27 protein-coding genes and 5 pseudogenes are annotated in these 26,577 nt (G+C 70.0%); 10 read left to right on the top strand and 22 right to left on the bottom strand.

Going from position 1 to position 26,577, the window contains the following annotated elements; genetic code table 11:
* Window positions 1-3: 3 nt before the first annotated feature.
* Both LRS10_RS00910 and LRS10_RS00905 read right to left on the bottom strand, forming a co-directional pair.
* Window positions 4-906: an alpha/beta fold hydrolase gene (locus LRS10_RS00910; RefSeq protein ID WP_257835606.1), complete on the bottom strand. Its 903-nt coding sequence runs from the start codon at window positions 904-906 to the stop codon at window positions 4-6.
* 117 nt (window positions 907-1,023) lie between these two features.
* Window positions 1,024-1,206 (bottom strand): hypothetical protein, encoded by a 183-nt coding sequence (locus LRS10_RS00905; protein ID WP_257835605.1) that lies wholly within the window; start codon window positions 1,204-1,206, stop codon window positions 1,024-1,026.
* 473 nt (window positions 1,207-1,679) lie between these two features.
* Between LRS10_RS00905 and LRS10_RS00900 the strand changes: the two genes are divergently transcribed.
* Both LRS10_RS00900 and LRS10_RS00895 read left to right on the top strand, forming a co-directional pair.
* On the top strand, window positions 1,680-2,633 hold the full coding sequence (locus LRS10_RS00900) for a cell wall hydrolase (RefSeq protein WP_257835604.1): 954 nt from the start codon (window positions 1,680-1,682) through the stop codon (window positions 2,631-2,633).
* A 46-nt stretch (window positions 2,634-2,679) separates the two neighbouring features.
* Window positions 2,680-3,228 carry a DUF1003 domain-containing protein gene (locus LRS10_RS00895; protein WP_257835603.1) on the top strand — a complete coding sequence of 183 codons (549 nt, stop codon included), beginning with the start codon at window positions 2,680-2,682 and terminating at the stop codon, window positions 3,226-3,228.
* On the opposite strand, the gene LRS10_RS00890 is transcribed toward LRS10_RS00895, so the two are convergent.
* Both LRS10_RS00890 and LRS10_RS00885 read right to left on the bottom strand, forming a co-directional pair.
* Window positions 3,225-3,524, bottom strand: a complete 300-nt coding sequence (locus LRS10_RS00890) for a helix-turn-helix domain-containing protein (protein ID WP_257835602.1) — start codon at window positions 3,522-3,524, stop codon at window positions 3,225-3,227. The genes LRS10_RS00895 and LRS10_RS00890 overlap by 4 nt on opposite strands.
* Window positions 3,524-4,159 (bottom strand): AraC family transcriptional regulator, encoded by a 636-nt coding sequence (locus LRS10_RS00885; RefSeq protein ID WP_257835601.1) that lies wholly within the window; start codon window positions 4,157-4,159, stop codon window positions 3,524-3,526. Before LRS10_RS00885 ends, LRS10_RS00890 begins: the two co-directional genes overlap by 1 nt.
* Window positions 4,160-4,244: 85 nt before the next feature.
* Here LRS10_RS00885 and LRS10_RS00880 point away from each other — a divergent pair, with 85 nt between their 5' ends.
* Complete coding sequence (locus LRS10_RS00880) at window positions 4,245-4,931, top strand: DJ-1/PfpI family protein (RefSeq protein ID WP_257835600.1); 687 nt, start codon at window positions 4,245-4,247, stop codon at window positions 4,929-4,931.
* Window positions 4,932-4,935: 4 nt separating this feature from the next.
* Here the strand turns inward: LRS10_RS00880 and LRS10_RS00875 are convergent.
* The 13 genes and pseudogenes from LRS10_RS00875 to LRS10_RS24760 form a co-directional block, all read right to left on the bottom strand.
* A pseudogene (locus tag LRS10_RS00875) lies at window positions 4,936-5,394 on the bottom strand (glycosyltransferase); the annotation flags it as partial.
* Window positions 5,395-5,644: 250 nt separating this feature from the next.
* Window positions 5,645-6,334: pseudogene (locus LRS10_RS24775) on the bottom strand (glycoside hydrolase family 99-like domain-containing protein); the annotation flags it as partial.
* Window positions 6,252-7,091: pseudogene (locus LRS10_RS24770) on the bottom strand (glycoside hydrolase family 99-like domain-containing protein); the annotation flags it as partial. The pseudogenes LRS10_RS24770 and LRS10_RS24775, both read right to left, overlap by 83 nt.
* Window positions 7,081-7,638, bottom strand: a pseudogene (locus tag LRS10_RS24765) (hypothetical protein); the annotation flags it as partial. The pseudogenes LRS10_RS24765 and LRS10_RS24770, both read right to left, overlap by 11 nt.
* A gap of 131 nt (window positions 7,639-7,769) precedes the next feature.
* Complete coding sequence (locus LRS10_RS00865) at window positions 7,770-8,216, bottom strand: glycosyltransferase family A protein (protein ID WP_257835598.1); 447 nt, start codon at window positions 8,214-8,216, stop codon at window positions 7,770-7,772.
* A gap of 188 nt (window positions 8,217-8,404) precedes the next feature.
* Entirely contained in the window at window positions 8,405-8,923 is a 519-nt protein-coding gene (locus LRS10_RS00860; protein ID WP_257835597.1) for a Rid family hydrolase, read from the bottom strand.
* A 77-nt stretch (window positions 8,924-9,000) separates the two neighbouring features.
* Window positions 9,001-9,255 carry a hypothetical protein gene (locus LRS10_RS00855; protein ID WP_257835596.1) on the bottom strand — a complete coding sequence of 85 codons (255 nt, stop codon included), beginning with the start codon at window positions 9,253-9,255 and terminating at the stop codon, window positions 9,001-9,003.
* A gap of 2 nt (window positions 9,256-9,257) precedes the next feature.
* The gene (locus LRS10_RS00850) at window positions 9,258-9,470 is read right to left on the bottom strand and encodes a hypothetical protein (RefSeq protein WP_257835595.1); all 213 of its coding nucleotides are present in this window, start codon (window positions 9,468-9,470) and stop codon (window positions 9,258-9,260) included.
* Between the two features lie 58 nt (window positions 9,471-9,528).
* Window positions 9,529-10,374: a carboxylating nicotinate-nucleotide diphosphorylase gene (gene nadC, locus LRS10_RS00845; RefSeq protein WP_257835594.1), complete on the bottom strand. Its 846-nt coding sequence runs from the start codon at window positions 10,372-10,374 to the stop codon at window positions 9,529-9,531.
* Window positions 10,371-11,903 (bottom strand): L-aspartate oxidase, encoded by a 1,533-nt coding sequence (locus LRS10_RS00840; RefSeq protein WP_374569312.1) that lies wholly within the window; start codon window positions 11,901-11,903, stop codon window positions 10,371-10,373. The genes nadC and LRS10_RS00840 overlap by 4 nt, the downstream gene beginning before the upstream one ends.
* Window positions 11,903-13,018 (bottom strand): quinolinate synthase NadA, encoded by a 1,116-nt coding sequence (nadA, locus tag LRS10_RS00835; protein ID WP_257835593.1) that lies wholly within the window; start codon window positions 13,016-13,018, stop codon window positions 11,903-11,905. Before nadA ends, LRS10_RS00840 begins: the two co-directional genes overlap by 1 nt.
* A 145-nt stretch (window positions 13,019-13,163) precedes the next feature.
* Complete coding sequence (locus LRS10_RS00830; RefSeq protein WP_257835592.1) at window positions 13,164-14,273, bottom strand: ATP-binding protein; 1,110 nt, start codon at window positions 14,271-14,273, stop codon at window positions 13,164-13,166.
* Between the two features lie 223 nt (window positions 14,274-14,496).
* Window positions 14,497-14,700: pseudogene (locus tag LRS10_RS24760) on the bottom strand (PAS domain-containing protein); the annotation flags it as partial.
* A 118-nt stretch (window positions 14,701-14,818) separates the two neighbouring features.
* Between LRS10_RS24760 and LRS10_RS00825 the strand changes: the two are divergent.
* Together LRS10_RS00825 and LRS10_RS00820 are read left to right on the top strand one after the other, a co-directional pair.
* Complete coding sequence (locus tag LRS10_RS00825; RefSeq protein ID WP_257835591.1) at window positions 14,819-14,974, top strand: hypothetical protein; 156 nt, start codon at window positions 14,819-14,821, stop codon at window positions 14,972-14,974.
* Window positions 14,975-15,337: 363 nt separating this feature from the next.
* Window positions 15,338-16,495 carry a cell wall hydrolase gene (locus LRS10_RS00820; protein WP_257835590.1) on the top strand — a complete coding sequence of 386 codons (1,158 nt, stop codon included), beginning with the start codon at window positions 15,338-15,340 and terminating at the stop codon, window positions 16,493-16,495.
* Here the strand turns inward: LRS10_RS00820 and LRS10_RS00815 are convergent.
* From LRS10_RS00815 to trxB, 3 genes are all read right to left on the bottom strand, one after another.
* On the bottom strand, window positions 16,492-16,980 hold the full coding sequence (locus LRS10_RS00815) for a GNAT family N-acetyltransferase (RefSeq protein WP_257835589.1): 489 nt from the start codon (window positions 16,978-16,980) through the stop codon (window positions 16,492-16,494). The two genes, LRS10_RS00820 and LRS10_RS00815, sit on opposite strands and share 4 nt — an antisense overlap.
* 16 nt (window positions 16,981-16,996) lie before the next feature.
* A complete protein-coding gene (locus tag LRS10_RS00810) occupies window positions 16,997-17,209 on the bottom strand; it encodes a hypothetical protein (protein ID WP_257835588.1) in 213 nt (70 codons plus the stop codon).
* A gap of 67 nt (window positions 17,210-17,276) precedes the next feature.
* Entirely contained in the window at window positions 17,277-18,278 is a 1,002-nt protein-coding gene (trxB, locus tag LRS10_RS00805; RefSeq protein ID WP_257835587.1) for a thioredoxin-disulfide reductase, read from the bottom strand.
* Window positions 18,279-18,356: 78 nt separating this feature from the next.
* Between trxB and pseI the strand changes: the two genes are divergently transcribed.
* Both pseI and pseH read left to right on the top strand, forming a co-directional pair.
* Entirely contained in the window at window positions 18,357-19,415 is a 1,059-nt protein-coding gene (gene pseI, locus LRS10_RS00800; RefSeq protein WP_257835586.1) for a pseudaminic acid synthase, read from the top strand.
* Window positions 19,412-19,987: a UDP-4-amino-4,6-dideoxy-N-acetyl-beta-L-altrosamine N-acetyltransferase gene (gene pseH, locus LRS10_RS00795; RefSeq protein ID WP_257835585.1), complete on the top strand. Its 576-nt coding sequence runs from the start codon at window positions 19,412-19,414 to the stop codon at window positions 19,985-19,987. The genes pseI and pseH overlap by 4 nt, the downstream gene beginning before the upstream one ends.
* Here pseH and LRS10_RS00790 read toward each other — a convergent pair.
* Window positions 19,984-20,700: a glycosyltransferase family protein gene (locus tag LRS10_RS00790; protein ID WP_257835584.1), complete on the bottom strand. Its 717-nt coding sequence runs from the start codon at window positions 20,698-20,700 to the stop codon at window positions 19,984-19,986. The two genes, pseH and LRS10_RS00790, sit on opposite strands and share 4 nt — an antisense overlap.
* A gap of 94 nt (window positions 20,701-20,794) precedes the next feature.
* Between LRS10_RS00790 and LRS10_RS00785 the strand changes: the two genes are divergently transcribed.
* The 3 genes from LRS10_RS00785 to LRS10_RS00775 all read left to right on the top strand — a co-directional run bounded on the left by LRS10_RS00785 (window position 20,795) and on the right by LRS10_RS00775 (window position 25,334).
* Window positions 20,795-23,434, top strand: a complete 2,640-nt coding sequence (locus tag LRS10_RS00785) for a phytanoyl-CoA dioxygenase family protein (RefSeq protein ID WP_257835583.1) — start codon at window positions 20,795-20,797, stop codon at window positions 23,432-23,434.
* A 222-nt stretch (window positions 23,435-23,656) separates the two neighbouring features.
* A complete protein-coding gene (locus LRS10_RS00780; RefSeq protein WP_257835582.1) occupies window positions 23,657-24,004 on the top strand; it encodes a hypothetical protein in 348 nt (115 codons plus the stop codon).
* Window positions 24,005-24,146: 142 nt separating this feature from the next.
* Window positions 24,147-25,334 carry a DUF563 domain-containing protein gene (locus LRS10_RS00775; protein WP_257835581.1) on the top strand — a complete coding sequence of 396 codons (1,188 nt, stop codon included), beginning with the start codon at window positions 24,147-24,149 and terminating at the stop codon, window positions 25,332-25,334.
* On the opposite strand, the gene LRS10_RS00770 is transcribed toward LRS10_RS00775, so the two are convergent.
* Complete coding sequence (locus LRS10_RS00770) at window positions 25,324-26,532, bottom strand: DegT/DnrJ/EryC1/StrS aminotransferase family protein (protein ID WP_257835580.1); 1,209 nt, start codon at window positions 26,530-26,532, stop codon at window positions 25,324-25,326. The two genes, LRS10_RS00775 and LRS10_RS00770, sit on opposite strands and share 11 nt — an antisense overlap.
* Window positions 26,533-26,577 lie beyond the last annotated feature (45 nt).

The following is a 26,577-nucleotide window of genomic DNA, read 5'->3' as shown; positions in this document are numbered from 1 at the left end:
CGCCTAGCGGCGCGCGGCCAGCCAGTCGCGCACCGTGCGGTTCACCTGGTCCCTGGCGTCGTGCTGCACGAAGTGGGCGGCGTCAGGGAACATCACGATGGTGGTGTCCGCGTCGACATGGTCCCAGGTGCCCGAGTGACCGGCTGCGTTCAGGGCCGTGTCCTTCATGCCGTGGATCACCAGGGTCGGGACCTTCACCCGGTTGCTGGCGGCCATACCCGCCGGAGGAGCGGTCGCCTCACCCGCGCCGCGCGGATAGTTGGCCCGGTAGTAGTTCAGCATGGCCGTGAAGTCTGACCGCCTGAACGCCTCGACGTAGGCCGGCTTCTCGGCCGGATCCTTGACCCAGTTGGCGAGCCCCTCGGCCGTGAGGTTCTTCTCGAAGCCCGGTTGCTGGAAGTTGCGGGCGTACTGGCTGTTTTCCTGCTGAGCCTTGTTGGACGCCATCTCGCGGGCGAACCCTGCCGGGTGAGGCACGCTCATGATCACCAGGCGGTTCACCAGGTCGGGACGGTTCATCGCCACCTGCCAGGCGATGGCGGCGCCCCAGTCGTGGCCGACCACGACGGCGCTCTTCTGGCCCTCGGCGGCGATGACCGCGGCCACGTCGCCGATCAGATTGGGCATGGCGTAGGCCGCCTCGCCCTGGGGCTTGTCCGAGAGGTTGTAGCCGCGCAGGTCAAGGGCGGCGGTGCGATAGCCGGCCCTGTTCAGCTCGGCCATCAGCGGCTTCCAGGTGCCCCAATAGTCGGGGAAGCCGTGCAGCAGCACCACGAGCGGGCCCCGGCCTTCGACGGCGTAGTGGATCTTCACGTCGCCGTTGGCGGCGAACCTGTCCTGCGGCGCGGCGTGAGCCGCCCCGGCCAGCGCAAGCGCGGCCGCCATGGCCATGATGGTGCGGATCATCGGAGCCCTCCCGGTTCATTTACGGCGTAGATTAGCACGCCGCGGCGGGAAGTCCGCCGGGGAGTCCGATGGCTCACGCACGGCCGGCGGCGGAGAGGCCCGCCGCCGGCGCGCGGCTTACTTGTCGTCGGCCTTGCTGACCGCCGTGCCCACGGCCGCGCCGGCCGCTGCGCCCACCGGGCCGCCGACCACGGCGCCCGCGACCGCGCCCGTGGCGGCCTTCTGCTCGGTGTTGTGCCCGCAGGCCGAAAGGGTGAGGGCCATGCCCGCGGCGGCCGCGAGCAGAAGCGTCTTGGTCATGGGCGAAGCCTCCTTGGTTTGCGATGCGGAAACACCGCGCGCCAGGTTCAGTTCCGCTCAAGGTCCGCCTCGGGAACAAGGTAAACGCGCGAGGCCAACAGGACGCAAAATTGCCCGCCGAAGTCCTTGTTCCTGCGATAACTGATTTTCGGAAGTCGTGGTAAATGGCCCGGCGATTGCCGCTCAGAAATCGGAATGTATCGGAGCGGAACACCCATGGGCGCGGCCCCAAGTCCTATGCTGCGCTGCAAAAATGACTTGCCAGGGCTGGCGAGTTCATTCATACATCCTTCACCATTTGCCGTCGCCTGCCCCACTTACGGATCCGGGGCGAGGCCAGCCGGCGGACGCTGCCAGCAAGAGCAGGAGCGACCGCGGCGACAATTGTCGGGGGGCGTGTTGTCGCCCTCGCGGTCAGGGAACCGAGAGTCTTGAATTTTGGAACGCAGGCACGCGCCGACTGGCGCATGCTGATGAGCGCCGCTTTGATCGGCTCAGGCGTGGGCCTGAGCCTTGGCGCAGCCTATCTGGCGGGAGGCATGGCCCAGCACGCCGCCGACCACAGCCGCGTCGAACGCATCGCAATGGCCGCCGCCGGCGGCTATTCGGACGCGATGCTGCAGGACGCCAACGTCCTGCGCCTGGCCCAGCAGCCGAGCGGAAGCGCGCAGGCGCGGCAGCTCGCCCAGCTCACCGAGCGTCTGGAGAACCAGCAGGGCGACCGAAAGGTTTCCGCCCAGCGGGATCTCGAGTGCCTGACGCAGGCGGTCTACTACGAAGCCCGCGGCGAGAGCCCGCAAGGGCAGTTCGCCGTCGCCCAGGTGGTGATGAACCGCGTGAAGCACCCGGCCTTCCCGAAGACGGTCTGCGGCGTGGTGTTCCAGGGCTCGGGCCGGCGCACCGGATGCCAGTTCAGCTTCGCCTGCGACGGCTCGATGCGCGGCGGTCACGAGACCAGCGCCTGGCAGCGCGCCCGCAAGGTGGCCAGCCGCGTGCTGGCCGGCGCCGCCGTCGCCGACGTCGGCTCGGCGACCCACTTCCACACGACCGCGGTGGCCCCGGCCTGGGGGCCCCAGATGCGCCGCGTGGCCCAGGTGGGGATGCACGTCTTCTACAAGTTCAATCCGCGAGGCGTGATGCAGGCGGCCGCCCAGGCTCCGCTGCAGCCCGCCGTGCTGACGTCCGGATTGCCCGAGGCTCCCATCGAGTACCGCCTGACCAATGTGGTGGTGGTGGAGAAGCCGGCGGAGGTCCCTCACGCCGCTTCGGCCGAAGGCGCGGCCTCCGCAGCGGAGGCCAAGCCGGCCCAGGCCGCCCCGGCCAAGGGCGGCGCGGACTCGGCGGCGCTGAAGGGCTCGCCGGCCTCGGCCGTCGCCTCCGCCCCCCGCCGCCTCCTAGGGCGAACCGCCGCTTGCGGCGGAGCCTGAGTCCGCCTGATGCTCCGGCGCAACCGTTGCGCAGGACCGTCGAGCCATGTCGGAGCTAGCCCGTGAGCATCTCGCCCAGGAACTGCTGGGGTGCGAGTACGACAAGCTGACGCCGATCCAGCGGAGCGTGATCGACCTGATCGCGACCGAGTCGCCCAGCGCCGCGGATCCGGAACTGAAGCTGGATGAGCGAACACCGGGCCAGAAACTGGCCGACCGGGTCGCCAGCGTCGGCGGCTCGTGGGGCTTCATCATCGGCTTCGGCGCCTGCCTGGCGGTGTGGATGGGGTGGAACGCCTGGGGCAGGGGGCATGGCCTCGCCTTCGACCCTTACCCGTTCATCTTCCTCAACCTGATGCTGTCGACGTTGGCGGCGGTGCAGGCCCCGATCATCATGATGAGCCAGAACCGGGCGGCGGAGCGCGACCGGAGGGCCGCGGAGCAGGACTACATCGTCAACCTTCGCGCCGAACTCGAGATCATGCACCTGCACGACAAGATGGACGCCCTCCGCTACCGTGAGATGGCCGACATGATCCGGCGCCAGGACGAGAGCCTGGAGATCCTGCGCAAGCAGCTCGCGGGGCAGGCCTAGGCCCGCGCCGCGCGCCTGAGCGCCTGGGGCGGCTGGCCGAAGGCGCGCAGGAAGGCTCGGCGCATCCGCTCCGGATCTCCGAATCCCACCAATTCCGCCACGCGGTCGATCGGCGCGCGCCCGGCCTCGACCTCGGTGCGGGCGGCTTCGAGGCGCAGCCGTTCCACGGCTTTCGCCGGCGTGGTCCCGGTCTCGGCGGCGAAGGCCCGCGCGAAGTTGCGAGGGCTCATACAGGCCTTTTCGGCCAGCTCGTCCACGGTGAGGGGACGGGCGAGGTTCGCGCGCATCCAGTCCATCAGCTCGCCGAAGCGCCCCGTGCGGCCGCCGAGATCGATGAGCGCCGAGAACTGCGACTGCCCCCCGGTCGGCGCTGGTGCACGACGAGCTGCTGGGCCGTTCGGCGGGCGACCTCCACGCCGAGGTCCTCTTCGACCAGGGCGAGCGCAAGGTCGATCCCCGCGGTGATGCCGGCAGAGGTCCAGACGTGGCCGTCGCGGATGAAGATGCGGTCGGCGTCCAGCTTCACCTTCGGATAGCGCCGGCTGAAGTCGTCGGTCCGTCCCCAGTGGGTGGTGCAGCGGCGACCGTCGAGCAGTCCCGCCTCGGCCAGCAGATAGGCGCCGGAGCAGACGCTGGCGACGCGCGGCGTTGGCGTCTTCTTCAGCCAAGCCACGATTTCCGCCAGAGCGTGCAGGTCGCGCGTGCCGTCGCCCCCGGAGACCAGGACGGTGTCGTACGGGCCGGCGTCCAGCGGCTCCGCGGCGAAGGCCACCCCGGACGAGCTTTCGATCGCGCCGCCTCCGGGGGCGAGCACGGTGGCGCTGTAGGCGCCGGGCCGGAACCGCTCGGCAATCTCGAACGCGGCGATCGGGCCGGCGGCGTCCAGCAACTGGAAGCCCGGGAACACGAGGATCGCGAGATGGTGGGTCATGGCAGGATGTGCCGGAACATTGTCATTCCCGCCGCAAACTGCGCCAGCTAGCGTGGCGTCGTCAATCCCATTGGAGGGCCAGGCCATGTCGAAGCTCAGCATCGTGATCGCGCTCTATCCCGGCGTCACCCACCTGGACTTCACCGGGCCGCACCAGGTGCTGAGCCGCGCGCCCAACGCCCAGGTGAGCGTCGCTTCGATGGGCGGGCGGGACATCGAGGCCGAGGGCCTGACGTTCACCGGTCTCGCCGACCTCAAGGGCGTCATGCGCTGCGACGTGCTCCTGGTCCCCGGCGGTTTCGGCTGCACTGACGCGATGCTGGATGAGGACTTCATGGGCGAGATCAGGCGGCTGGGCGGCCAGGCGAAGTACCTGACCAGCGTGTGCACCGGCTCGCTGGTGCTGGCGGCGGCGGGTCTGCTCAGCGGCCGGCGTGCGGCGTGCCACTGGGCGTGGCGGGACCTGCTGACGCCCTTCGGGGCGATCGTTTCCGAGGCCCGGGTGGAACGTGACGGGGACATCATCACCGGCGGCGGCGTCACCGCGGGCCTCGACTTCGCCTTCACCCTGCTGGCCGAACTTGCCGGAGACGATTACGCCGAAGGCGTGCAACTCGGCCTGGAGTACGCGCCGGCGCCGCCGTTTCAGTCGGGCCGACCGGAGCTCGCGCGGCCCGAGGTGCTGGCGCGGGTGCGGGCGCTGATGGCGCAGAGCCTGGAGGGCCGGACGCAGGCGGCGGTCGGCGCGGCGGCGCGGCTCCAGGCGGTGTGACAGCCTACTCGGCGGCGTGGCGCGGGGCCGCTTGGCCTTCGACAAGGTCGCGGAAGCAGGCTTCGTAGAAGTCGATCAAGGCCTCGAGGTCGTAGGTCCTCGACCTCGCCGCGGCGTTGGCGGCCCATCGGGCGGCAAGATGGCGGTCGGTGGCCGGCCGCAGGATCTCTTCGGCCAGCGCCTGAGCGAGCGCAGCCGGCGGTAAGGCCGCCGACACCAAGGCGCCCGGCCGCGCATCCGGCGGGGAGCCGAAAATGGCGGGGATCTCGCCGACGTCGGTGGCGACTGCCGGCAGTCCGGCCTGGAAGCATTCCAGGAGGAACAGCGGGAAGGTCTCGCCGGCATAGGTGCTGGGGAAGATCCCCATGTCGAAGGCGGGCAGGATTTCCTGCGGCTCGGGCAGGTGACCAAGAAAACTCACGAAGGGCGCGCCCGACCAGAGGGGGCGGAGCGCCTCGGCGGCCGGGCCTTGACCCCCCCAGGGCGAGGTGGACCGGCTGCCCCCGCTGGTGGAGGCGACTGCAGGCCTCGATGGCGACGGCCCAGCCCTTTTCGGCCAGGGCGCGCGAGACCAGGACGAGGGCGAAGGCTTCCTGAGGGATGCCCAGCTCGTGGCGGATCTGGGCCCGCGAGCGCCCCGGACGAGAGCGCTGCACGGCGTTGAAGCTCCGACGGAAGCGTGCCGGGTCGAGGCCTCGGTCGACCAGCCGGGAGCGGCTCCCGTCGGTCAGGTGGAGCCATAGATCGACGCCGCGCAGGTACGACAGCATGCCGGGCGTCAGGTACTCGGGAGCGTTCTCGTACGAGCCGTGCAGCGAGACGACGTGCGCCGACGGAAGACGCCACCCGCGCCGGAACAGCCGGTGGTCGATGCTGATGTTGTGCGAATTGAAGACCTGTATTCCCCGCGCCTGGAGGAGGGCGCCCAGTCGAACCTCCACATCGTTCCAGCGGAGAACAGGGATGGAAGGCTCAAGCCGGCCGCGGAGGTTCGGACGTCCAGGGGGCTCGTCCTGGGCGACGGTGAGATAGGTGACCTGATGGCCCCGGCGATGCAGGCCGTTGGCGATCTCCAGCGGCATGAGCTCGCCGCCGCCCACCTCCAGACTGTCGGCGGCGATGCAGATGCGCAGTCGCTCGGACGGCGGCGCCCGGCGACGCACGGCGGCGGTGCGCGCGCGCCTCACGGCTCGGGCCGTGGCGTTCAGGAAGGCGCCGCCAAAGTGCAGGTCGGGCTCCAGGTAGGCGCCCTCGGCCCACTCGTTCCAAGCGTTCACCGCGACGATGGGCCGTCCCCCCGACCGGGTGAGCCGCCGCGCGGGCGAGCAGCTCGCCGAGCCAGGCCTCGTACTTGGCCGGCGAAACGCCGACGAGGTACGAGCCTCGGCCGGGACGGCGCGCATCATTGTCCCACATGGGGACCGCGGTCTTGATCAGGGGGAATGGCTGCGGAGCCTCGCGCAGGGAGGCGGCGGCGAAGGCGTCGTAGTCGTACACGGTCCCTGCAAAGTCGGCCGAAAAGGCGTCCACGGACCTGCACGGGGTTGAGGCGCCCAGCTTGTGCGGGGGGAACTCCAGGGCGCCGTCCAGCCCGATCGGCCTGGGATCGTGACAGCCGAAGGTTTGGGCCATGAAGATCAGGGGCTCGACGCCCATGGCCGCCCACTTGGCCCGCCAGCGCGCAAAGGCGGCGCGCGCGTCGGGAACATGGTCGGGATTGTAGACCACGAACAGCGGGCGGCCCTGCAGCCGGACATAGCGGGGATCGGCCATGTGGCGGGCGAAGTCCGCGAGCAGAGCGTCTTCATGCTCTTCGGAGTAGTCCTGCGCCAGCAGCACGTCGGAGACGGAGCCGGTCCACGTCCGGCTCCAGTTCTCGTTCGCCCAGATAAGCAGGAAAGGCATCTGGACGTCGGAGGCCAGCAGGTTCTCCAGCGGTCGCTCCAGCACCCGCCGCCCCGCGAACGCGTAGTAGTAGAAGGCGAAGGCTCCGACGCCGGCGGCGCGAGCCATAGCGGCCTGACGCCGCAACACCTCGACATCCGCGAGGTCGTAGAAGCCCAGGTCCCGGGGAATGCGCGGTTGGTAATGTCCAGGGAACCGCGGTGCGCCGCGGGCGAGTTGCCGCCACTCCGTGAAACCCTTCCCCCCAGAAGCGATCGTTCTCGGGAATGGCGTGGAACTGGGGAAGGTAGAAGGCCAGCACCAGCGGGTCGGCCCCTTGGAGCGCGGAAACGTCCTGCAGGATATCGGGATCGACCTCCTCGAACTCGGGAGAGGGCGCGGTGAAGCGGGCGTGTTCGTCCAGCGGCGTCCCGGGCCGCGGCTCATGGTCCGCCGGCCGGCGGAGGCGCGGCTCGCCGAGTTCGCCGCGCGCGGCGCACCAGCTTTCGGCCAACAGCAGGGTGGTCCGGAACCCCTCGTCGAGCACGTCGGTGCGGCCTGCCGCGAGCGCGGACCGGAGCTCGGGCAGGGCGCTCTGCAGCAGCGCGACTTCGCCGCGCCCCTGGCGGTGGCGCGCGTACAGACCTTCAAGGCGCTCAAGGGCGGCGAGCGCCTCCGAGGGGTCCAGCAGTCCGCATGCGACGGCGCCGCGATGAAGGGCTTCCCACTCGAACACGCGCTCGCCTTCCAGGGCCGGATCTCGTTCCCGCACGATGGCGAGGATCTCGCCGATCCCGACCGCGGGGGCAGCGGCGGCGTTCATCACGGCGGGCAGGCTCGAGCGGGCTCGGATCGAGGCCCCCGCGTATGTGGAAAGGGCGGAAGGGTCGCTCACGACGGAGCGTCGCAGCAGCATGGGCGTCCAGCCGTCGATCGGGTCGACGAGACTCCGGGCTACATGGCGGGGAGTTCGCCGGGGGCCAGGCCTTGCGGGCCGGGCCTGATCGGCGCCTGCGGCCGGCTGAGCACCACGTCGTTCTCGTCGACGACCACCCGACGTCCGAACGCGACGCCGGCTTGCGGCGCATGTCGCATCAGCCCGTGCAAGACTTCGAGCCCGCGCGGGCGCAGGAGGTCTCCCTCTGCGACGATCTTCAGGAACTCGCCGCCGGCCTGGCCCCAGATGCGGGTCAGTGCGGCGCCCCAGCCGCGGCGCTCCCCCGCGATGACCCTCAGGCGTGGATCCCCAAGGCGCCGCGCTGCGTCGCCAGCGCGGCCATCGGGGCTGTCGTCCACCACGATGATCTCGAAGTCAGGAAAGGTCTGGGCGGCGAGGCTCCTCAGGGTCGCAGCGAGGAACCGTGGGCTTTCGACGCGCAATCCCACAGATATCCGCCCCATCAGGCCCAACTCCGCAGGCGCATGTTCCGGCGCACGGCGGGGAGGGAACGGCCTAGGGACTGGCGGCGGCGCATGGCGGGACGAACGACGGCTGGGCCCTCGCGGGCGCGGCGTTCGTCAGTGCCGGACGGGGCGCAGGGCGCAAGGCGACGTCGATCAACGCCGCCGAGCGTGCGACGAAATCCGGCTCAGCGCTTTTGCGGCGCGTAGGCGATCATCTGGATCTCGACGACGCCGCCTTCCATGAGAAGGCCGGTCGTGCCGACGGCGGTCCAGGCCGGGTGCGGCGCGCTCATGAACTCGTCCTTCACGGCGCTGACGGCGGCGAACTGCTCGTCGCGCGTGCCGGCGAAGCCCGGGCCCTGCCAGACGTGGAAGGAGTTGATCATCACCACGTCGGCGAAGGTGAGGCCCTCGGCCGCCAGGCTGAGCTTGATGTGGTTGAAGGCGCGGCGGACGCCCGCCTTGAAGCCTTCCACGTCGCGGCCCTGGTCGGGCGCGGGCCCCACGACGACGCCGGAGATATAGAGGAAGTCGCCGGCGCGCCGCGCGGGGGCGTACTTGTAGTCGTCATAGGCGCGCTGGGCGCCGGCCGCCGGAATGATCACGTGGCCGCCGGGGGCCGGGATCTTCTTCGGATAATCCTGCGCGGCGGCGACGACAGGAATGGCCAGCAGGGTGGCCGTCAAGGCGTGGAGCTTCAACATGGCCCGGACTTAAGCGCTGCGGCCAAGTCCGGACCAGTGAAGCCTCTGTAATGCGACGAACGCCGCCCGTTGCAGGCTCAGTGCGTGGTGCGGGGCGGCGTCTCGTGCTTGGCGCGCTGTTCGCTGTTCTGCTGGCGATCCACCTTCTGGTCGGGATCGTGGCTGTGGTGGCGGTCGCGCTCGCCGCCGCCGCCCGACACGCCGGAGAAGGCCGTGTTGGTGGGCTCGCCCGGCTGGCGGGTCTGCTGCGGCTTGGGCTTGGGCTCCGTCCGGTCCTCGTGGCTTGCGCCTGGGCCGCCGTAACGGTCGGTGTTCGGGTGCTTGTCGGGCATGATCAGCGGTCCTGCTGGTAGCCCTGATGATGGGTGTTCTGGTGGATGCCGCCCTGGCGGCCCTGCTGCTTGATGTTCACGTCGTCGTCGCCCGGCTGGCTCGACTGGTTGCCGGTGATCGCATCGCGGCGACCGATGTCGGAGCCGGCCACATCCGGCTTCTCGCCCGGGTGCGAGCGCTGTTCGGGCGGGATCGGGGGAGCTTTCGAAGCCATGGGTATGCCTCCTGGGTTGGGAGGGTGAACCCCGGGCGGAAAGGTCGGTTCCTAAGGCTCAGGCGGCATCCAGGCCAATGTCGAGCACCTTGGCCGAGTGGGTAAGGGCGCCCACGCTGATCACGTCGACCCCTGTCTCGGCGATGGCCCGCACGCTCTCCAGGGTGACGCCGCCGGAGGCTTCGAGCACGACGCGGCCCCCGACGATCTGGACCGCCTCGGCCATGTCCTGCAGGCTGAAGTTGTCCAGCATGATGACGTCCGGATCCTGGGACAGGGCCTCGTGCAGCTGGTGCAGGCTGTCGACCTCCACCTCGACCTTCATGAGGTGGCCCGCGAAGGCTTTGGCCCGCCGCACGGCCTCGCCGACCGAGCCGCAGGCGGCGACGTGATTGTCCTTGATGAGGATGGCGTCATCCAGACCGAAGCGATGGTTGATCCCGCCGCCGCAGCGCACCGCGTACTTCTCGAGGTGGCGCAGACCCGGGGTCGTCTTGCGGGTGTCGGTGATGCGGGCGCGCGTGCCGGCGACGGCGTCTACATAGTCCTGGGTCAGAGTGGCGATGCCACAGAGGCGGCCCAGCAGGTTCAACGCGGTGCGTTCGGCCGACAGGATCGCCCGGGCCTTGCCGCGGACCTCGGCCAGAACCGTGCCGGCGGCGACCTGATCGCCGTCGCTCACGAGGGCGCGGAACTCGGCGTCCGGATCCAGCTCGGCCAGCGCCAGACGGGCGCAGGCGAGTCCGGCGATCACCCCGCCACGTCGGGCGCCGAAGGTGCAGGCAAGCTCGGTTTCGGCCGGCACGCAGGCCTGGGCGGTGACATCGCCCGCCCGGCCGAGGTCTTCGGCCAGCGCCTGGCGGATCGTCGGCAGGATCAGGAGGTCGGGGATCGGCTCGATCATTCGGCGGCGTACCTTGCGAAGGCCGGGGGAGCGACACCCTCGGCGTCGCCCAGGGTGACGAAGGTTCGGGCCGGCGCGAGCTGGCCCTTGAAGTCGGCGCGGAAGTGACCGCCGCGGCTTTCCCGCCGGGCCAGGGCCGAGGCGGCGACGAGGCGGGCGGCGACGAGCGGCGCGCTGCGACCGTACGCGGCTTCCAACCCGTCGATCAGGTTCAGGAGCCGGCCGAGCCCCTGCGCGTCGCGCACGACGCCGGCGTGGCGGCTCATGGCCTGGCGCAGGGCCTTGAGGCCCTCGGGCGGCAGTTCGGGGGCTGTCACGGGGCGCCAGGCGGCGTCGCAGCCCGGGTCCGCGGCCGCGGCGCGCCCCGCGCGGGCGCCGAACACGGCGGCCTCCAGGAGGGAGTTCGACGCCAGCCGGTTGGCGCCATGGACGCCGGTGGCCGCGCATTCGCCGGCGGCGAAGAGGCCGGGCAGGGAGGTGCGGCCGTCTGCGTCGGTGGCGACGCCGCCCATGTGGTAGTGGCAGGCCGGAGCGACGGGGATGAGCTGGCGCCTTGGATCGACGCCGCCCGACAGGCAGGCGGCGAAGACGGTCGGGAACTCATCCGGGAACTGGTCGCCCACCGCCTTACGGGCGTCGAGGAAGGCGCCGCGGCCGGCCTCGCGCTCAGCGTGGATGGCGCGGGCCACGACGTCGCGAGGCGCGAGTTCGCCGGCCGGGTGGTAGCGGCCCATGAAGCGCTCGCCGGCGGCGTTCACCAGCAGCGCGCCTTCGCCCCGGAGGGCCTCGGTGGCGAGCGGCGCGGGATCGCGGGCGATGTCGATGGCCGTCGGGTGGAACTGAACGAACTCGGGATCGGCGATCGTCGCGCCGGCGAGGGCGGCGAGGCCAAGGCCTTCGCCCTTCAGCTCGGCGGGCGTGGTGGTGACGGCGTACAGCCCGCCGATGCCGCCTGTGGCCGAGAGGACCGCATGGGCGACGATCTCGGTCGGGCGCCCGTCGAGGTCGGCGAGGACGCCGCGGATGCGGCCGTCGGCCGCCTGGAGCAGGCCCGTGAGCCTGGCGCCCTGACGCACCTTGACGTGGGGCGCGGCCAGCGCGGCGGCGGCCACCGCCTGCATGATGGCGCGACCGGCCTGGTCGCCCTTCACGCGGGCGACACGGGCCTTGCCGTGAGCGGCCTCCAGGCTCTGGGCGAACGCGCCCTCGGTCGTGCGGTCGAACGGCGCGCCGAGGCGCGCCAGGGCGCGGACGGCCTCGGGCCCTTCCTCAGCCAGCAGGCGGGCCATGGCCTCGTCCACCAGGCCGGCGCCGGCGGCCACCGTGTCGGCGGCGTGCAGGGCGGGACTGTCGTCTGCGGACAGCGCCGCGGCCATGCCGCCCTGCGCCCAGGCCGAGGAGCATCCGGCGTTGAGCGCAGCCTCGGTGAGCACCAGGACCGGCGTCGGGCAGGCGGCCAGGGCGGCGGTGAGGCCGGCCAGGCCCGCGCCCACCACGACGATCCCGTCGTGACGGAGGCGGTCGGCCATCAGATCAGCTCCACGTCGACGTGGTGGCGGGCCTTCACGAGATCGTAGCGGGCCGGCTGGGCCGGCGGCGGCAGGTCGACCATCCGTTGAACGGCCAGCCGGGCGCGCTCGGAGATCGCGGGATCCACCGTGACCTCGTAGCGGTCGTGCACCAGCGTCTCGTAGATGTTCTCGAGCGAGATCATCTTCATGTAGGGGCAGAGGTTGCAGGGCCGCACGAACTCGGTTTCCGGGGCGTCGGCGGCGACGTTGTCGGCCATCGAGCACTCGGTGATCAGCACCACGCGCTTAGGCTTCCGCTGCAGCACATAGTCGTTCATCGCCGCGGTGGAGCCGGCGAAGTCGGAAACCTCCAGCACCTCGGCCGGACATTCCGGGTGGGCCAGGACCTCGGCGCCTGGATAGGCGGCCTTGATCTCCAGGATGTCTTCCGCCGTGAAGCGCTCATGCACCTCGCAGCGGCCCTTCCAGGCAATGATGCCGATGTGGGTCTGGCGGGCGACGTTGCGGGCCAGGAACTCGTCGGGGATCAGGATCACCCGGTCGACGCCCCAGAGCTTGGCGGCTTCTTCCACCACCTGCACGGCGTTGGCGCTGGTGCAGCAGATGTCGGTCTCGGCCTTCACGTCGGCGGTGGTGTTCACATAGGTGACCACCGGCAGGCCGGGATAGCGCTGCTTGATGAGGCGCACGTCGGCGCCGGTGATGGAACTCGCCAGGCTGCAGCCGGCGCGCAGGTCCGGGATCAGGACGCGCTTCTCGGGGCTGAGGATCTTGGACGTCTCGGCCATGAAGTGGACGCCGGCCTGAACGATCACCTTGGCGTCGGAGCGGGCGGCTTCCTTGGCGAGGCCGAGGCTGTCGCCCACGTAGTCGCCGACGCCATGGAAGATCTCGGGCGTCATGTAGTTGTGGGCGAGGATGACGGCGTCCTTCTCGCGCTTCAGCCGGTTGATCTCGGCGATCAGGGGGGCCTGGCGGCGCCACTCCATCGGCGTGACGTGGCGCTTGACCTTTCCCCAGGCGAGGGAGGTCTGGGCCTCGACTTCAGGCGTGAAGTCGAACTGGAAACCGTCGGCGGCCATCTTATCCTCCCTTATGCTCAAAATGAGCATTACTGAGGCCTTTAAAATGCGCCGGAGGCGGTCTCCGACGCGGCGGGCTCCTTTTGCTCAATTCGAGCAAAACGGTCAAGCACAGATATAGCGCCGTGCGGCCAAGGCGCAAGGGCTTAGTCGGAAAGCTGACGTGGGGTCGCGCTCAGGCCGGTTCGGCGGCGTGCGGCGCGACGTCGGCGATGACCTGGGCCAGCTGGTCGGCGCCGTACGGCTTGCGGAGCAGCGGCCAGGGCGCGCCCTCGGCGGCGTTGAGCGTCTCGCCGGTGTAGCCGGAGGAGAGGACGACCGGCAGACCGGGCCGGAGGCGCACGGCCTCGCGCGCCAGCTCCACGCCGTTCATGTCGCCGGGCATGACGAGATCGGTGAGCAGGAGGTCGATCGGGGCGGTGCTGCGCAGGATCTCGAGCGCCTGGGCGGCGTCGGGCTTGCGGATGATGACGTGGCCAAGGTCTGCGAGCAGCGCCTCGACCAGTTCGGCGACCTGCGGATCGTCCTCGGCGAGCAGGACACGGAGCTTGGGGCCGCGGGCGAGCTGCGGCCGCGCCGCCGCTTCGTCCTCGGCGGTCGGGGCGTCGGTGAGCGGCAGGTAGAGCCGCACGCTGGCGCCCTTGCCGGGCTCGCTGTCGATCGCGGCGGCGCCGCCGCTCTGGCGCGCAAAGCCGTAGACCTGGGAGAGGCCCAGGCCGGTGCCCTTGCCGGGCGCCTTGGTGGTGAAGAAGGGCTCGAAGACCCGCGCGGCGGTCTCGGCGTCCATGCCGGCGCCCGTGTCGTGCACCGCGAGGCAGAGGTAATCGCCGGCCTCCAGGTCCTCGATCTCGCCGGCCCCGAGGCGGGCGCGAAGGGTCTCGACCCGGATCATGCCGCCGGGCGGGGTGGCGTCGCGAGCGTTGACCACGAGGTTCATCACCGCGGCCTCGAACTGGCCCGGGTCGATGTTGACGACGGCGCTGTCGGAGCCCGGCGCCACCGACAGGGCGACGGCTTCCCCGACGGCCCGGCGCAGCAGCGGCTCGGCGTCGGCGATGAGCCGGTCGACACGGACGGGTTCGGGCTTCAGGGCCTGGCGTCGGGAGAAGGCCAGCAGCTGCTGGGTCAGGCGCTCGCCGCGGCGCGCCGCGCCCAGTGCGGCCTCGATCATCCGTTCGCGCCGCGCGGCGTCGTCCGGGTGCCGCTGGATCATGTCGACGGCCCCGATGACGACGGTGAGCAGATTGTTGAAGTCGTGCGCGACCCCGCCGGTGAGCTGCCCCACGGCCTCCAGTTTCTGGGCGCGCCGCAGCGCGGCCTCGGCCCGGTCGCGCTCGGACAGCGCCGCCTCGACACGCTCGGCGAGGATGTCGTTGATGCGCTTGAGGTCGGCCTCGGCGCGCTTGGCGTCGGAGATGTCGAAGCCGACGCCGACGAAGCCGTCCGAACGCGCCCTCGGGCGTGTAGCGCGGCTGCGACACCGAGCGGACCCAGCGATATTCGCCCGAGGCCACGCGGTAGCGCGCCTCGAGGGTGAAGAGCTTGCGCGAGTTCTCGCCGGCCACCTGCTCCTTGAGGATGCGCGGCAGGTCTTCGGGGTGCAGGATCTTGCGCCAGTCGAAGTTCAGCGCCTCGTCGTAGGGCTCGCCCAGCCATTCGACATAGGTGCGGTTGACGAACTCACGCCGGCCATCGGCGCGGCTCACCCACATCAGGATCGGCGCGCTGTCGGCCAGCACGCGGAAGCGGGCCTCGGACTCGGCCGAGGCCTTTCGGGCGTGTTCCTGGGCGGCGTTGGCCTCGTCCAGCCGCAGAAGGGCCTCCCGCAGGGTGGCCGAGAAGACCAGGGTGATGGCGCCGGAGGCGGCGAACATCGAGACGACGGCGGCGTGCGAGGCGCCGGCGGGCTGGATGACGGGGAACAGGCCGCTGCCGAAGGCGATGGCGAAGACCAGCGCGGCCCAGCCGAACCGCGGGCCGGCGTAGAGGCAGATGACGATCAGCGCCGGCAGGGTGGTGGAGCCCAGGCCGCCGAGATGCTGGAAGCCGAGCAGAACGCCCCGCAGCGACATGGCGGCGCCCAGCGCGGCCACGGTGACGACCATGGCCAGCCAGAACGGCGGCGACCGCCTGGGAATCACGCGAAGCGGCCACTCCGAAGGGTGCATCGCAAATTACTCGGGAACGCGGCCCGCCCCGTGGGACCACGACCACCATGCGGGGGCCCGGCGAGCGGCGCAAGTCCGCTACAACCCCTGATCACATGGCCAAAGTTTAATCGCCCGCGACCACTTTTTCGCCCCGCAGGGGTCCAAAGAACGCCGGTCGGGGCCTATATGCGTCGCCTCGATGCGAGGGGATCCTCTGAACACGCGCCGCGATATCCGCGCCGGGCTGCTGGCACTGGGCCTCGCCACCTGCGGCGCGGCCTTGGCGGCGTGCGCTCCGAACGCCGACCCGATCGGTCGCACGCCCGTCGGATTGGCGGCGAAGGACCTGTCGGACGCCACCCTCGCGAAGTTCGTTTCCCACATGGACCCCGCCACGCGCGCCCTGGCCCTGCGGCATGACCCCGCCCTGCGGCAGGCGGACCTGTGGAACCGGCCTGAGGGTTGGGCCAGCCTCGACATCCGCGAGGTCCCCGACCTGGGTCTCGGCGTGGAGGAGGGCGCGACGGCCGAGGAGCTGAACGAGCTCCGGCCCTTCTCGGACCTGCCGATCCGGCCGATGAAGCCGTTCGTGCTGAAGACGGGGACCGAGGACCGCAAGCGCGCGCTGCAGTGCCTGTCGGAGGCAGTCTACTACGAGGCGGCGCGCGAGCCCGGCCTCGGCCAGGAGGCCGTGGCGCAGGTGGTGCTGAATCGCGTGCGCCACCCGGCCTATCCGAAGTCGGTGTGCGGCGTGGTGTACCAGGGCTCGGCCCGGGCCACCGGTTGCCAGTTCACGTTCACCTGCGACGGCTCGCTGCGCTGGGCGCCGGAGCCCGCGCTGTGGCGACAGGCGCAGCGCGTGGCGGAGCGGGCGCTGGACGGCCATGTGGCCAAGCACGTGGGGTCCGCCACCCACTATCACGCGGCCTACGTCGCGCCCTACTGGGCGCCGACCCTGGTGAAGATGACCCAGGTGGGCGCGCATATCTTCTACCGCTGGACCGGCCCCTGGGGCGAACCCGCCGCCTTCACGGGCCGCTACGCCGGCCGCGAGGCCTACCTCTCGCAGGCGATCCTCGGGGGAGTGGACAGCCGCACCCAGGGCGGCCTGCTGTCGCCGGAGAAGCAGGGTCTGCCGGCAGAGCGCAAGGTCACCTTGGCGGTGGCGGGCGAGGTGCGGACCTATACCGTCGCCGACCCGACGGCGACGGGCGGCGAGCGGACGCGGGTTCTGGGCGTGATCACGCCGACGCGCCGCAAGGCCACCGCCGACGAGATCAAGCAGATCAATGAAAGGCTGGAGGCCTACGACAAGGGCCTCGGCGCACCGGCTGCGGCGGCCGCCCCGCCGGCCTAGATCCGGTCGAAGGCGTCGGCGAAGGCCGCGGTCATCGGCGCATCGAACGCTCCGGGCTCGATCGCCAGGCCCATGAAGGCCGGGTTGCCCGAGTAGGAGCTTCGCACCTGGCGCGTCGCCTCCGTCGAGAAGCCGAAACGTGGGTAGTAGGTGGGGTGTCCCAGCAGGATCACGCCCTGGACGCCGAACTCGCCCGCCACCTGCAGGGCCGCGCGCATGAGCGAAGCGCCGATCCCGGTGCGCTGGGCGTCCGGGCGCACCGCCACCGGGCCGAGGGCCGCGTAGAGGCCCTCCCGGTCCGCCCACATGCGGCTGAACAGGATGTGGCCGTTGATCGTCTCGTCGCCAAGCGAGACCAGCTCGAAGAGCACGTCGCCGTCCGCCCGCAAGAGGCTGACCAGCCGTGACTCGGCGTCGCGCCCGAAGGCGTCGGTCACCAGGCGGTCGATGGCGGGATGGTCGGCGGGGCGGGCGTAACGGATCACGCCGCAAGTTTAGGCCTTAAGCCTGGCCTTCGTCTCGTTCTTCGGTGGCGCGCAGCGCCCAGCGGGCGTCGTTGTACCGGTGACGCTCGTTGCGCACGGCTTCGGCGGCCAGGCGCCGCCAGCCGTCCGCGATGTTGAGATAGACTTCGCGTTCGGCGTCGCTTCCCGCCTTGGCCGCCAGGCGCATCACCGCCTCGGCCTGTTCTTCGTAGCGTTCGCTGTTCCGCATCACCCGCGCCCAACACTTCAAATGCAGGGCAGGTTTCAGCGTGGCCGTTCAATTCGCAGTTGAAAGCCTACCAGGCTCCGATCTTCTGGGCTTCCTGATGGCTGATCGGATGATGCGCCTTCCTGTGGTCCTCTTCGGCCAGGAACCGCACCGCTTCCAGCGCGGCCATGCAGCCCATGCCGGCCGCGGTGACGGCCTGGCGATAGACGTCGTCCGTGACGTCGCCGGCAGCGTAGACGCCCTGGATCGCGGTCGAGGCCGTGCCCGGCTTCACCTTCAGATAGCCCGAGAAATCCATCTCGAGCTGGCCCTTGAACAGCTCGGACGCGGGGGCGTGGCCGATGGCGATGAAGACGCCGTCGGCGGCCACTTCGCGGGTCTCGCCGGTCTTGACGTTCTTCAGGCGGACGCCGGTGACGCCCAGGGGATCGGCGGCGCCCAGCACCTCATCGATGGCGCTGTCCCAAATCACCTCGATCTTCTCGTGGTTGAACAAGCGCTCCTGCAGGATCTTCTCGGCCCGGAACTCGTCGCGACGATGCACGACGGTGACCTTGGCGGCGAAATTGGTGAGGAACAGAGCTTCCTCGACAGCGGTGTTGCCGCCGCCCACCACGACCACGTTCTTGCCGCGGTAGAAGAAGCCGTCGCAGGTGGCGCAGGCCGAGACGCCGAAGCCCTGGAACTTCTGCTCGGACTCCAGGCCCAGCCACTTGGCCTGGGCTCCGGTGGCGATGATCAGCGTCTCGGCGAGCCAGACCTGGCCGCTGTCGGTCTCGAGCCGGAAGGGGCGCTGGGAAAGATCGGCCTTCAGCACGATGTCGCTGACGATTTCCGTGCCCACATGCAAGGCCTGGGCCTGCATCTGCTCCATCAGCCAGGGACCCTGGATGACGTCGGCGAAGCCGGGATAGTTCTCGACGTCGGTCGTGATGGTGAGCTGGCCGCCGGGCTGGATGCCCTGGATGAGCACCGGCTTCAGAAGGGCGCGGGCGGCGTAGATGGCGGCGGTGTAGCCGGCGGGGCCGGAGCCCACGATCAGGCAGCGGACGGAGCGAGGTTCGGACATGGCTGCAATGTAGTGACGATTCCGGAACGGTCGAAGGGTTAACGCGCCTTTCAGCCCCTTGCGGCGTAGAATGGCCGCATGTCGACTCTGCCTGAGGTCACCATCGCCGGGCGCAAGGTGGGCGCCGCGCACGAGCCGTTCGTGATCTGCGAGCTGTCGGGCAACCACAACGGCAGCCTGGAGCGGGCGCTGTCGATGATCGACGCGGCGGCGGCGACCGGCTGCGACGCCATCAAGATCCAGACCTACACCGCCGACACCATCACCATGGACGTGGACGCGCCCGCGTTCCGCATCCGGGGCGGGCTGTGGGACGGGCGCAGCCTCTACGAACTCTACCAGGAGGCCCAGACCCCCTACGAGTGGCACGCAGCCCTCTTCGAGCGGGCGCGCGACTTGGGCGTGATCCTGTTCTCCAGCCCCTTCGACGAAACCGCGGTGGACCTGCTGGCCGACCTGGGCGCGCCGGCTTTCAAGATCGCCTCGTTCGAGGCCGTGGACCTTCCGTTGATCCGCTATGCGGCGGGGAAGGGCAGGCCGCTGATCATCTCCACCGGCATGGCCAACCTCGCCGAGATCGAAGCCGCCCGCGATGCGGCGCTTTCGGGCGGCGCGCCGGGCGTGGTGCTGCTGCACTGCGTGTCGAGCTATCCCGCGCCGCTCGAGGACGCCAATGTCCGTACGGTGGCCGACATGGCCGAGCGCTTCGGCTGTCCGGTCGGCCTATCGGACCACACGCCGGGGACGGTGGCCTCGGTGGCGGCCGTCGCGCTGGGGGCCAGCGTCATCGAGAAGCACTTCACCCTGGCGCGCGCCGACGGCGGACCGGACGCCGCCTTCAGCCTGGAGCCCCCGGAGTTCAAGGCGCTGGTCGGCGACTGCAAGGCCGCCTGGCGGTCGCTGGGGCGGGCGCAGTACGATCTGGTGGGTTCGGAACGCGGCAATGTGCAGTTCCGCCGCTCGCTCTACGTCTCGGCCGACGTGCCGGCCGGCGAAACCTTGACGAAAGCCAATGTGCGGTCGATCCGCCCGGGCGATGGTCTGCCGCCGGCGGATCTGGACGCCGTACTGGGCAAGGCTGCGGCGCGCGACCTGAAGCGGGGCGAGCCGCTGGCCTGGGACATGGTGGCGACATGACCGTCAGACTGCGAGAGGTGGAGCGGGCGGACAGCGAACGCTTGCTGGCCTGGCGCAACTCGCCCGAGGTCGCGGCCTACATGTACACCGACCACAAGATCAGCCAGGCCGAGCACGACCGCTGGTTCGCCGGCGCGCTGACGGCGGAGGACCGCCGCTACTGGATCATCGAGCTGGACGGCGAGCCCGTGGGCCTGGCGAACCTGGCGAAGATCGATCCGATCGTCCGGCGCTGCGACTGGGCCTACTACCTGGCCGAGCCCTCCACGCGCGGCCGCGGCGTCGGCGCCCAGGTGGAGTACATCGTCCTGCGGCATGTCTTCGAGACGATGGGCTATCACAAGCTCTGGTGCGAGGTGCTGCTGGAGAACGACGCGGTCTGGAAGCTGCACGAGAGCTTCGGCTTCAAGCGCGAGGCCTGCTACCGCGAACATGTGTGCAAGGGCGGCCGGTTCCAGGACGTGGTTGGCCTTGGGATGCTGAAGGCCGACTGGGAGGCCGCCAAGCCCGCCATCGAGGCGCGCCTGGCGGAGAAGGGCGTCGACGCCGCGACGCTTCCCGACGCGCCCTAGATCCGCGGTTCGCCGCCGTAGTTCGCGAGGTCGGGGCGGCCGGCGACCAGCGCCCGGATGTCGTCCGAGGTGAACCCTGGCTTCTGCGGGTAAAGCGCCTCGTAAACCGCGGTGACGAACTCGAAGTCGTCGGGACGGTCGACGGTCCAGCGGACATGGCCCCACTCGACAGGCGGCATGAGCCGGACGATGCGGTACCGATCGGGGCGGCTCCAGATCCCCCAGGTGACGTGCTCGCGCTCCTCGCGGGTCTCGGCCAGCTCTGCGGCGCGGCGGAGGGTGTCGGCCGTCATGGCCTCGACGTCCTGGCCTTTGGGAAAGCCCAGGTCCTGGGTGCGACAGTGGGCGTAGTCGGCCCCAGTCTCGGCCAGCAGGCCGATCGTGTCGTCCAGCACCAGCGGGTCGATCAGCGGGCAGTCGGCGGTGAGGCGCACGACGACGTCGGCCGGCCAGCGGTCCAGGGCGCCCAGGAAGCGGGCGAGCACATCATCGAGGGGGCCGCGGAAGACATCGACGCCGTCGGCCTCGAGGACCTGCGCCAATGGATCGTCGCTGGGGTCCGTGCTGGTGGCTACGACGAGGCGATCGACCCGGGCCGCGCGCCGGACGCGCTCTATCTGGCGCAGGATCATCGGCCGGCCGAGCAGCGGCTTCATCACCTTGCCGGGCAGGCGGGTGGAACTGAGGCGGGCCTGAAGGACAGCGAGGGTCATGGGGTCGCAGCGGGACTTTGGGCCGGGGAGGGTAAGCTAGGGTTAACGCGACTCGTATGACCTCCAGGCTCGAGCGCGTGCGATCGGAGCCTCCATGAACGCGATGGCCAAGCCTTCCCCGTCGAGCCTGTCGGACCAGGTGATCTCCGATTTCATCCGGCACGGGGCGCACCTGTTCGACGCCAAGGTGGATGCAGCGGCCGCCGCCGAGCTGCTCGCCGCGATCCGCGCGACGCGGGCCTTCGATCACAACCTTTTCCTCAGCGAGGCGGAGTTCGACGCCGATCCGCAGTACACCGGCGTCAACCCGAAGCCGGGCCGCAACCTGCTGGAGGGCTTCGAAGAGGCGCTGTCCTTCGTCGAGCGCGCGCCGCACATCGTAGTGGCGCTCAACGCCCTGCTGGGCGAGGGCTACGAGATCCTGAACAAGAAGGTGGTGTGCGGCGTGCCCGCCAAGAGCGTGCCCGAGTGGCTGCGCCGGCGGATCCACGGCAACCCGGTGAACAACCTTGGGGCCTATGTGAAGCCCGAGCACCGGGACGTGACCTACTTCTATGGCATCGACTTCCACCAGGACCTGATCGACTACAAGGAGCGCGAAGCGGACTTCCTGACGCTCTATGTCTATCTGCATCCGGTGACGAAGGCCGACGCGCCGCTCTACGTGCTGGAGGGCAGCCACCGCCTGGGCGGCTCGGTTTTCCCGCACGACCTGACGCGCACGGGCGAGGACAGCTGGCTCTACCGCGACGGCGAGCATGGCGAGGCCAACGTGCAGCAGCGGATCCTGACGGGCGATACCGGCTTCGCGGCCATCTGGCACGCCTGCACCCTGCACGGCACCCAGCCGGACGCCGCCGATCATGAGCGGATCTCGCTGCGTTACCTGGTGGCGCGCGGGGCTGCGAAGCGGTCCGGGATGGATTCGGTCAATGCGACGCTGACGGGCCCGCTCAGCCTAGTCGACACGCGCAAGGACCTCGACGCCCAGGGGCGCCGCCGTCCTGCGGCAGAACACCGTGCTCAAGGCGTAGGCTTCATGAGCGAGGCCGGCTATCGGGCGCTGCAGGCCGCCGACACGCAGACGGCGGTCGACGCGTTCAGCGCGGCGGTCGCCGCGGATCCGAACGACCACGCCGCCCGCTACGGATTGGCCGCGGCGGTGATGCAAGCCGGCGAGGCCTCGTTCGAGATCCTGGATGACGCCCGGACCCTGCAAGCCGTTTCCGTGATGCGCGCCCTCGGCGTCGATCTGGGGCGGTTGCGCAGCGACGCCGACTACGGCTTCCGCGTGGCGGTCCATCTCTATGATCAGCAGCATATGCCCGCCTGCGCCTCCGTGGCGTGGAGCATGGCCTTGAGCCGCAGCCAGATCGATGCGCAGGGGCTTCTGAACTATGCGTTGATGCTCCAGCACCAGGGTCGCGTCGAGGAGGCCGCCCAGTATCTGCGCGTCGCCGTCGAGAACTTCCCGTCGGCGGGTTTGCACAACTTCCTCGTCTACGCGCTGTTGTTCTGCGACGACGGCGAGGCGCGCCATGCCGCGGAGGCCCAGGCCTGGGCGGCGCGCTGGGCGAAGCCGCCCGCGGGACCCACGCTTCACATGAACCCGCCCATCGACGGCCGCAAACTGAAGCTGGGCTACGTCGCGCCCCGGTTCGCCGGCTCGCAGCTCAGCCAGTTCGTGACCCCGCTCTTCGAAGGGCATGACCCTGGAGCTGTGGACGTGTTCCTCTATCCGAGAGAGGCGTCCTCCGAGACGGATTGGCCGGAGTGGGTGAAGGTCCGTCCTATCGGCGCGCTCGACGACGCCGCAGCGGCGGCCTTGATCCGCAGCGACGGGGTCGACGTCCTGAGCGACCTCTGGGGGCATACAACCGGCTCACGGCTCGGCGTCTTCGCGCGCAAGCCAGCGCCCGTGCAGGTCGCGTGGATCAATTTCGCCCAGACCACGGGGCTAAGCCAGATCGACTACGTGCTTCACGCGGACGGCGGGCCGGCGTTTCCGGGGCAGTTCAGCGAGGGCCTCTGGCGGATCGGGCCTGTCTTCACGCCGTATCGCCCCGCGGGAGGCCGCCTGCCGCCGGCTCCGACGCCCGCCAAGGCCCGCGGAGAGGTCACGCTCGGCTCATACAATCATCCCGCGAAGCTCAGCGACGGGGCGCTTGCCGCCTGGGCGACGATCCTCCGCAACGCGCCGGACAGCCGGCTGGTGCTGAAATACCGTTACTATGCCGATCCCGTACTGCAGAGTGTCACGGCGGCGCGGTTCGCAGCCAACGGCGTGGCCGCCGACCGGCTCGTGTTCGAAGGGCACACGAGCGGCGAGGCCTATTACGGCTCGTTCCGCGATATCGATCTCATGCTCGACTGCTGGCCCGCGCCCGGCTCGACCACAACCATGGAAGCGCTCTCGAACGGCGTCCCCGTGCTGACGATGGCGGGCGATCCGCCGAACGTCGGAGGCTACTACGCAGGGACGATCTTGCGCGCTGCCGGGCTCGACGAACTGGTCGTCCAGACGCCGGAAGCGTACGTCGAAAAGGCGCTGGAACTCGTCGGCGACATCGATGCCCTGGACGCCCTGCGGAGACGAGTGCGCCCCGGCTTCGACGGAGGCGCCATCTGCGACGAGGCGGCGTTTCTTCGACGGATCGAAGGTGAGTTCCGCGCGATGCTGGCAAGAGCCCAGGCGCCGACGTTGGGGCCGGCGGCCCTGGGGGAGCGCCGATGATCCTGCGGTCGCCTGCCCTCGATCCCGCCTATAGGACCCATCTGCGGCTCGTGGATGCGAGCGAAAAGGACGCGGCGTTCATCTGCGCACTGCGCGGCGACGGGCGGCTGAACCAGCACCTGAACGCGTCGTCCGCCGATGCGGCCGCGCAGCTCGCGTGGCTGCAAAGCTACAAGGATCGGGAAGCGGCGGGGCAGGAATTCTACTTCGTCATCGTCTGCGATGGCGAAGATCGCGGCGTGGTCCGAATGTACGATTTCCGGGAGATCGAGGGGGCGCCGCTCGTTCTGTTGGGGGAGCTGGATCATCCCGCCCCCCAAGACGCCGGGGCTAGCCACCTACTCCGCGTTGCTGATCTACGAAGTCGGGTTCGAAACGCTGAAGTTCGATCAATCGCACTTCGACGTGCGCCTGGGCAACACGGGCGTGATCGCGTTCCACACCAGAGCTGGCGCGCAGCGCGTCGGCGAAGACGCAGAGGACGTGTTCTTCTGGTTCTTCCCTGAGGCCTACGAGACGCTGAAGGCCAAGAGCGCCGGGCAGATCGCGATGCACCGGGTGCGGGCGTAGAGCCGCTCGCCGATCGGCGCGCGCACGACCGTCGCGCTTCACGGCCGCGGCACGTCGCTGCTCAACCTCCGGCTTTGCCGCATCGTGAATCGTAGCTATTCCGATCCGCGGCGACCGAAGCCGGCGCAACGGCAGATGAAGCATGACGGACCCGATCCCACTGCCCTTGAAGACCGTGACGGCGTACGCGGCGGAAAAGGGGCTGCGACAGCAGCGGCTCTTCGGAGCCTCGCGGGTGAACAGCGGCGAAGCGCACGTCGTGCCGCAGGAGGATCAAGCCTACTATTCGCCGTCCCGCACCTACGACAGTCCGGCGGTCACGCTCACGGAATTGCGCGACGTGCTCGTTCGCGCCCGTTCGAATCTGCTGACGATGAGGGACGCGGTCCTCACGCACGACCTGATGAACCTCGCCACCGACGAGCCGGGCGAGGCGGTCCACAAGGCGGGCAATCTCGGCTGGTCTACCGACTTTAAGCGGGTGGGATGGCGGCCCCACGAGCCGGCGAACGAGCACCCGGTCGGGGAGGCGGCGGCCTTCACGGACTGGACCGCCCCAAATTATGCCCACTGGATGACGGAAGTGCTTCCGCGGATCGCCGCGCTCACGCGGGATCCAGCTCATGCGCGGACCTCACTCATCCTGGATTTGCAACTGCACCCTAACATCCGCCGCTCAGTCGAGCTGATTGCGCCGGACCGGACCGTTTACCGGCTGCGAGCGGGGCACGTCGCGCGGGTCGCCCGGCTGCATCACGTCTCAGCTACTGGTTACGTTCCGTTCAAGCTGCGCGCGGGTCAGCCGCTCGACAGCCTGCCGCAGTCGGCGTTCAATGCTGGCGCGCTGCGACACGCCGTGCGGCAGCTCCGCAAGGCCGTGGACAAGCCGACCGGGGCACGGCCCAAGGTCTTCATCCGCCGGAAAAGCGCGAGCCGCAGCCTGCGCAACGAGGCCGAGGTCGAAGCGGCGCTGACCGGGGAGGGCTTCGTCCCCGTGGAGCCGGAGCAGCTGAGCCTTGAGGACCAGGTCGCGCTGTTCTCCACCGCCCGTATGGTCGTGGGCGCGACAGGGGCGGCGATGACGAACCTGATCTTCTGTCGGGAGGACTGCCCGATCGTGGTGCTGATGCCCAGGTTTCGGCATACAGCCTACTGGTACTGGCGCCACATGGCCGCCGCTGCAGGCTCGGGCCCAGTCGTTCATGTCAGCGGACCGCAGGCGGATGTCCATCCCGAGCCGTGGAACCCGGCGGCGTTGCACCGGGACTTCAGCGTAGACATCGAACACGTCCGTGAGGGCATCGCCCGCGCAGCCGCGCTCACGCGCTGAAGAACTGCCGGACCCTGTCGATGACGTAGTCGATCTCGCGATCGGTGTGCGTCTGGTCCAGCGGCAGGCTGAGCACCGAGGCGGCGAAAGCCTCGGCGACCGGGAAGCCACTCGACCAGCGCCCCGCGTAGCACGGCTGCCGGTGCACCGGCGTGGGATAGTGGATGTTCGTGCCGACGCCGTTGTGGAGGAGAAAGGCCTGAAGGCTGTCCCGCTGCCCTGGCGCAAGGACCGGGAAGACGTGCCAGACGGGCTCAACATAGGGCCGCACTTTCGGCAGCTGAAGCCCTGCCAGTCCCGAAAGGCCTTGGGAATAGCGCGCCGCGAGCTCCCGGCGGCGCGCGTTCCATCCGTCGAGCAGGTCGAGCTTCACGTCCAGGATTGCGGCCTGCAGAGGGTCGAGGCGCGAGTTGCGGCCGAGTAGCTCGTGGGCGTACTTCACCTTGGAGCCATAGTTGCCCAGCATGCGGACGCGCTCGGCGAGCGCCGCGTCGTTGGTGGTGAGCCCGCCGGCGTCACCCAGCGCCCCGAGGTTCTTGGTCGGATAGAAGCTGAAGGCGGCGGCGTCGCCTAACGCGCCGCAGCGGCGGCCCCTGTAACGGGCGCCGTGGGCTTGGCAGGCGTCTTCCAAGATACGGATGTCGCGCCCGGCGACGATCGCCTTCAGCGTATCCATGTCGACCGGCAGCCCGTACAAGTGGACAGGCATGACAACCCGCGTGCGGTCGGTCAGCGCCGCCTCGACCTTGCCGACGTCCATGAGGCCTGTGTCAGGCTCGACGTCCACGAGGACGGGCGTCGCGCCAACCTCGTCCACCGCCAGCGCGGTGGCGATGAAGGTGTGGGCGGGCATGATCACTTCGTCGCCTGGGCCGACGCCCCACGCGCGCAGCGCCAGCACCAGGGCGTCAAGGCCGTTGCCGGCGCCGACCATCTGGGCCGCCCCGCAGTAGTCGGCGAAGTGATCCTCGAACCGTTGCGTCTCGGGTCCGCCGATGAAGTAGCCCGAGCGCAGGACGCGGCGGGCGACGAGTTCGAGTTCGGGCGCGATCTCCCGGGCCCCGCGCGCAAGGTCGAGATACGGCACCTCGGTGACTGCGGCGGCGTCTGCCTCCCACCGCAGGAACTCGTGATAGGTGCGGATGTAGTCGGCCTCGTCGTACTCGTCGGACGCCAGCACGATGATCACCGAGGTCATCCGAGAAGTCGGACAGATCGCGCCAGCAGCCCGGCTCAACCACCG

It is taken from the genome of Phenylobacterium sp. J426 (assembly GCF_024699945.1).
GTDB lineage: Bacteria > Pseudomonadota > Alphaproteobacteria > Caulobacterales > Caulobacteraceae > Phenylobacterium.
The sequence above is the reverse complement of the archived record's forward strand: the minus strand, read 5'-3'. Positions and strand labels throughout refer to the sequence as shown.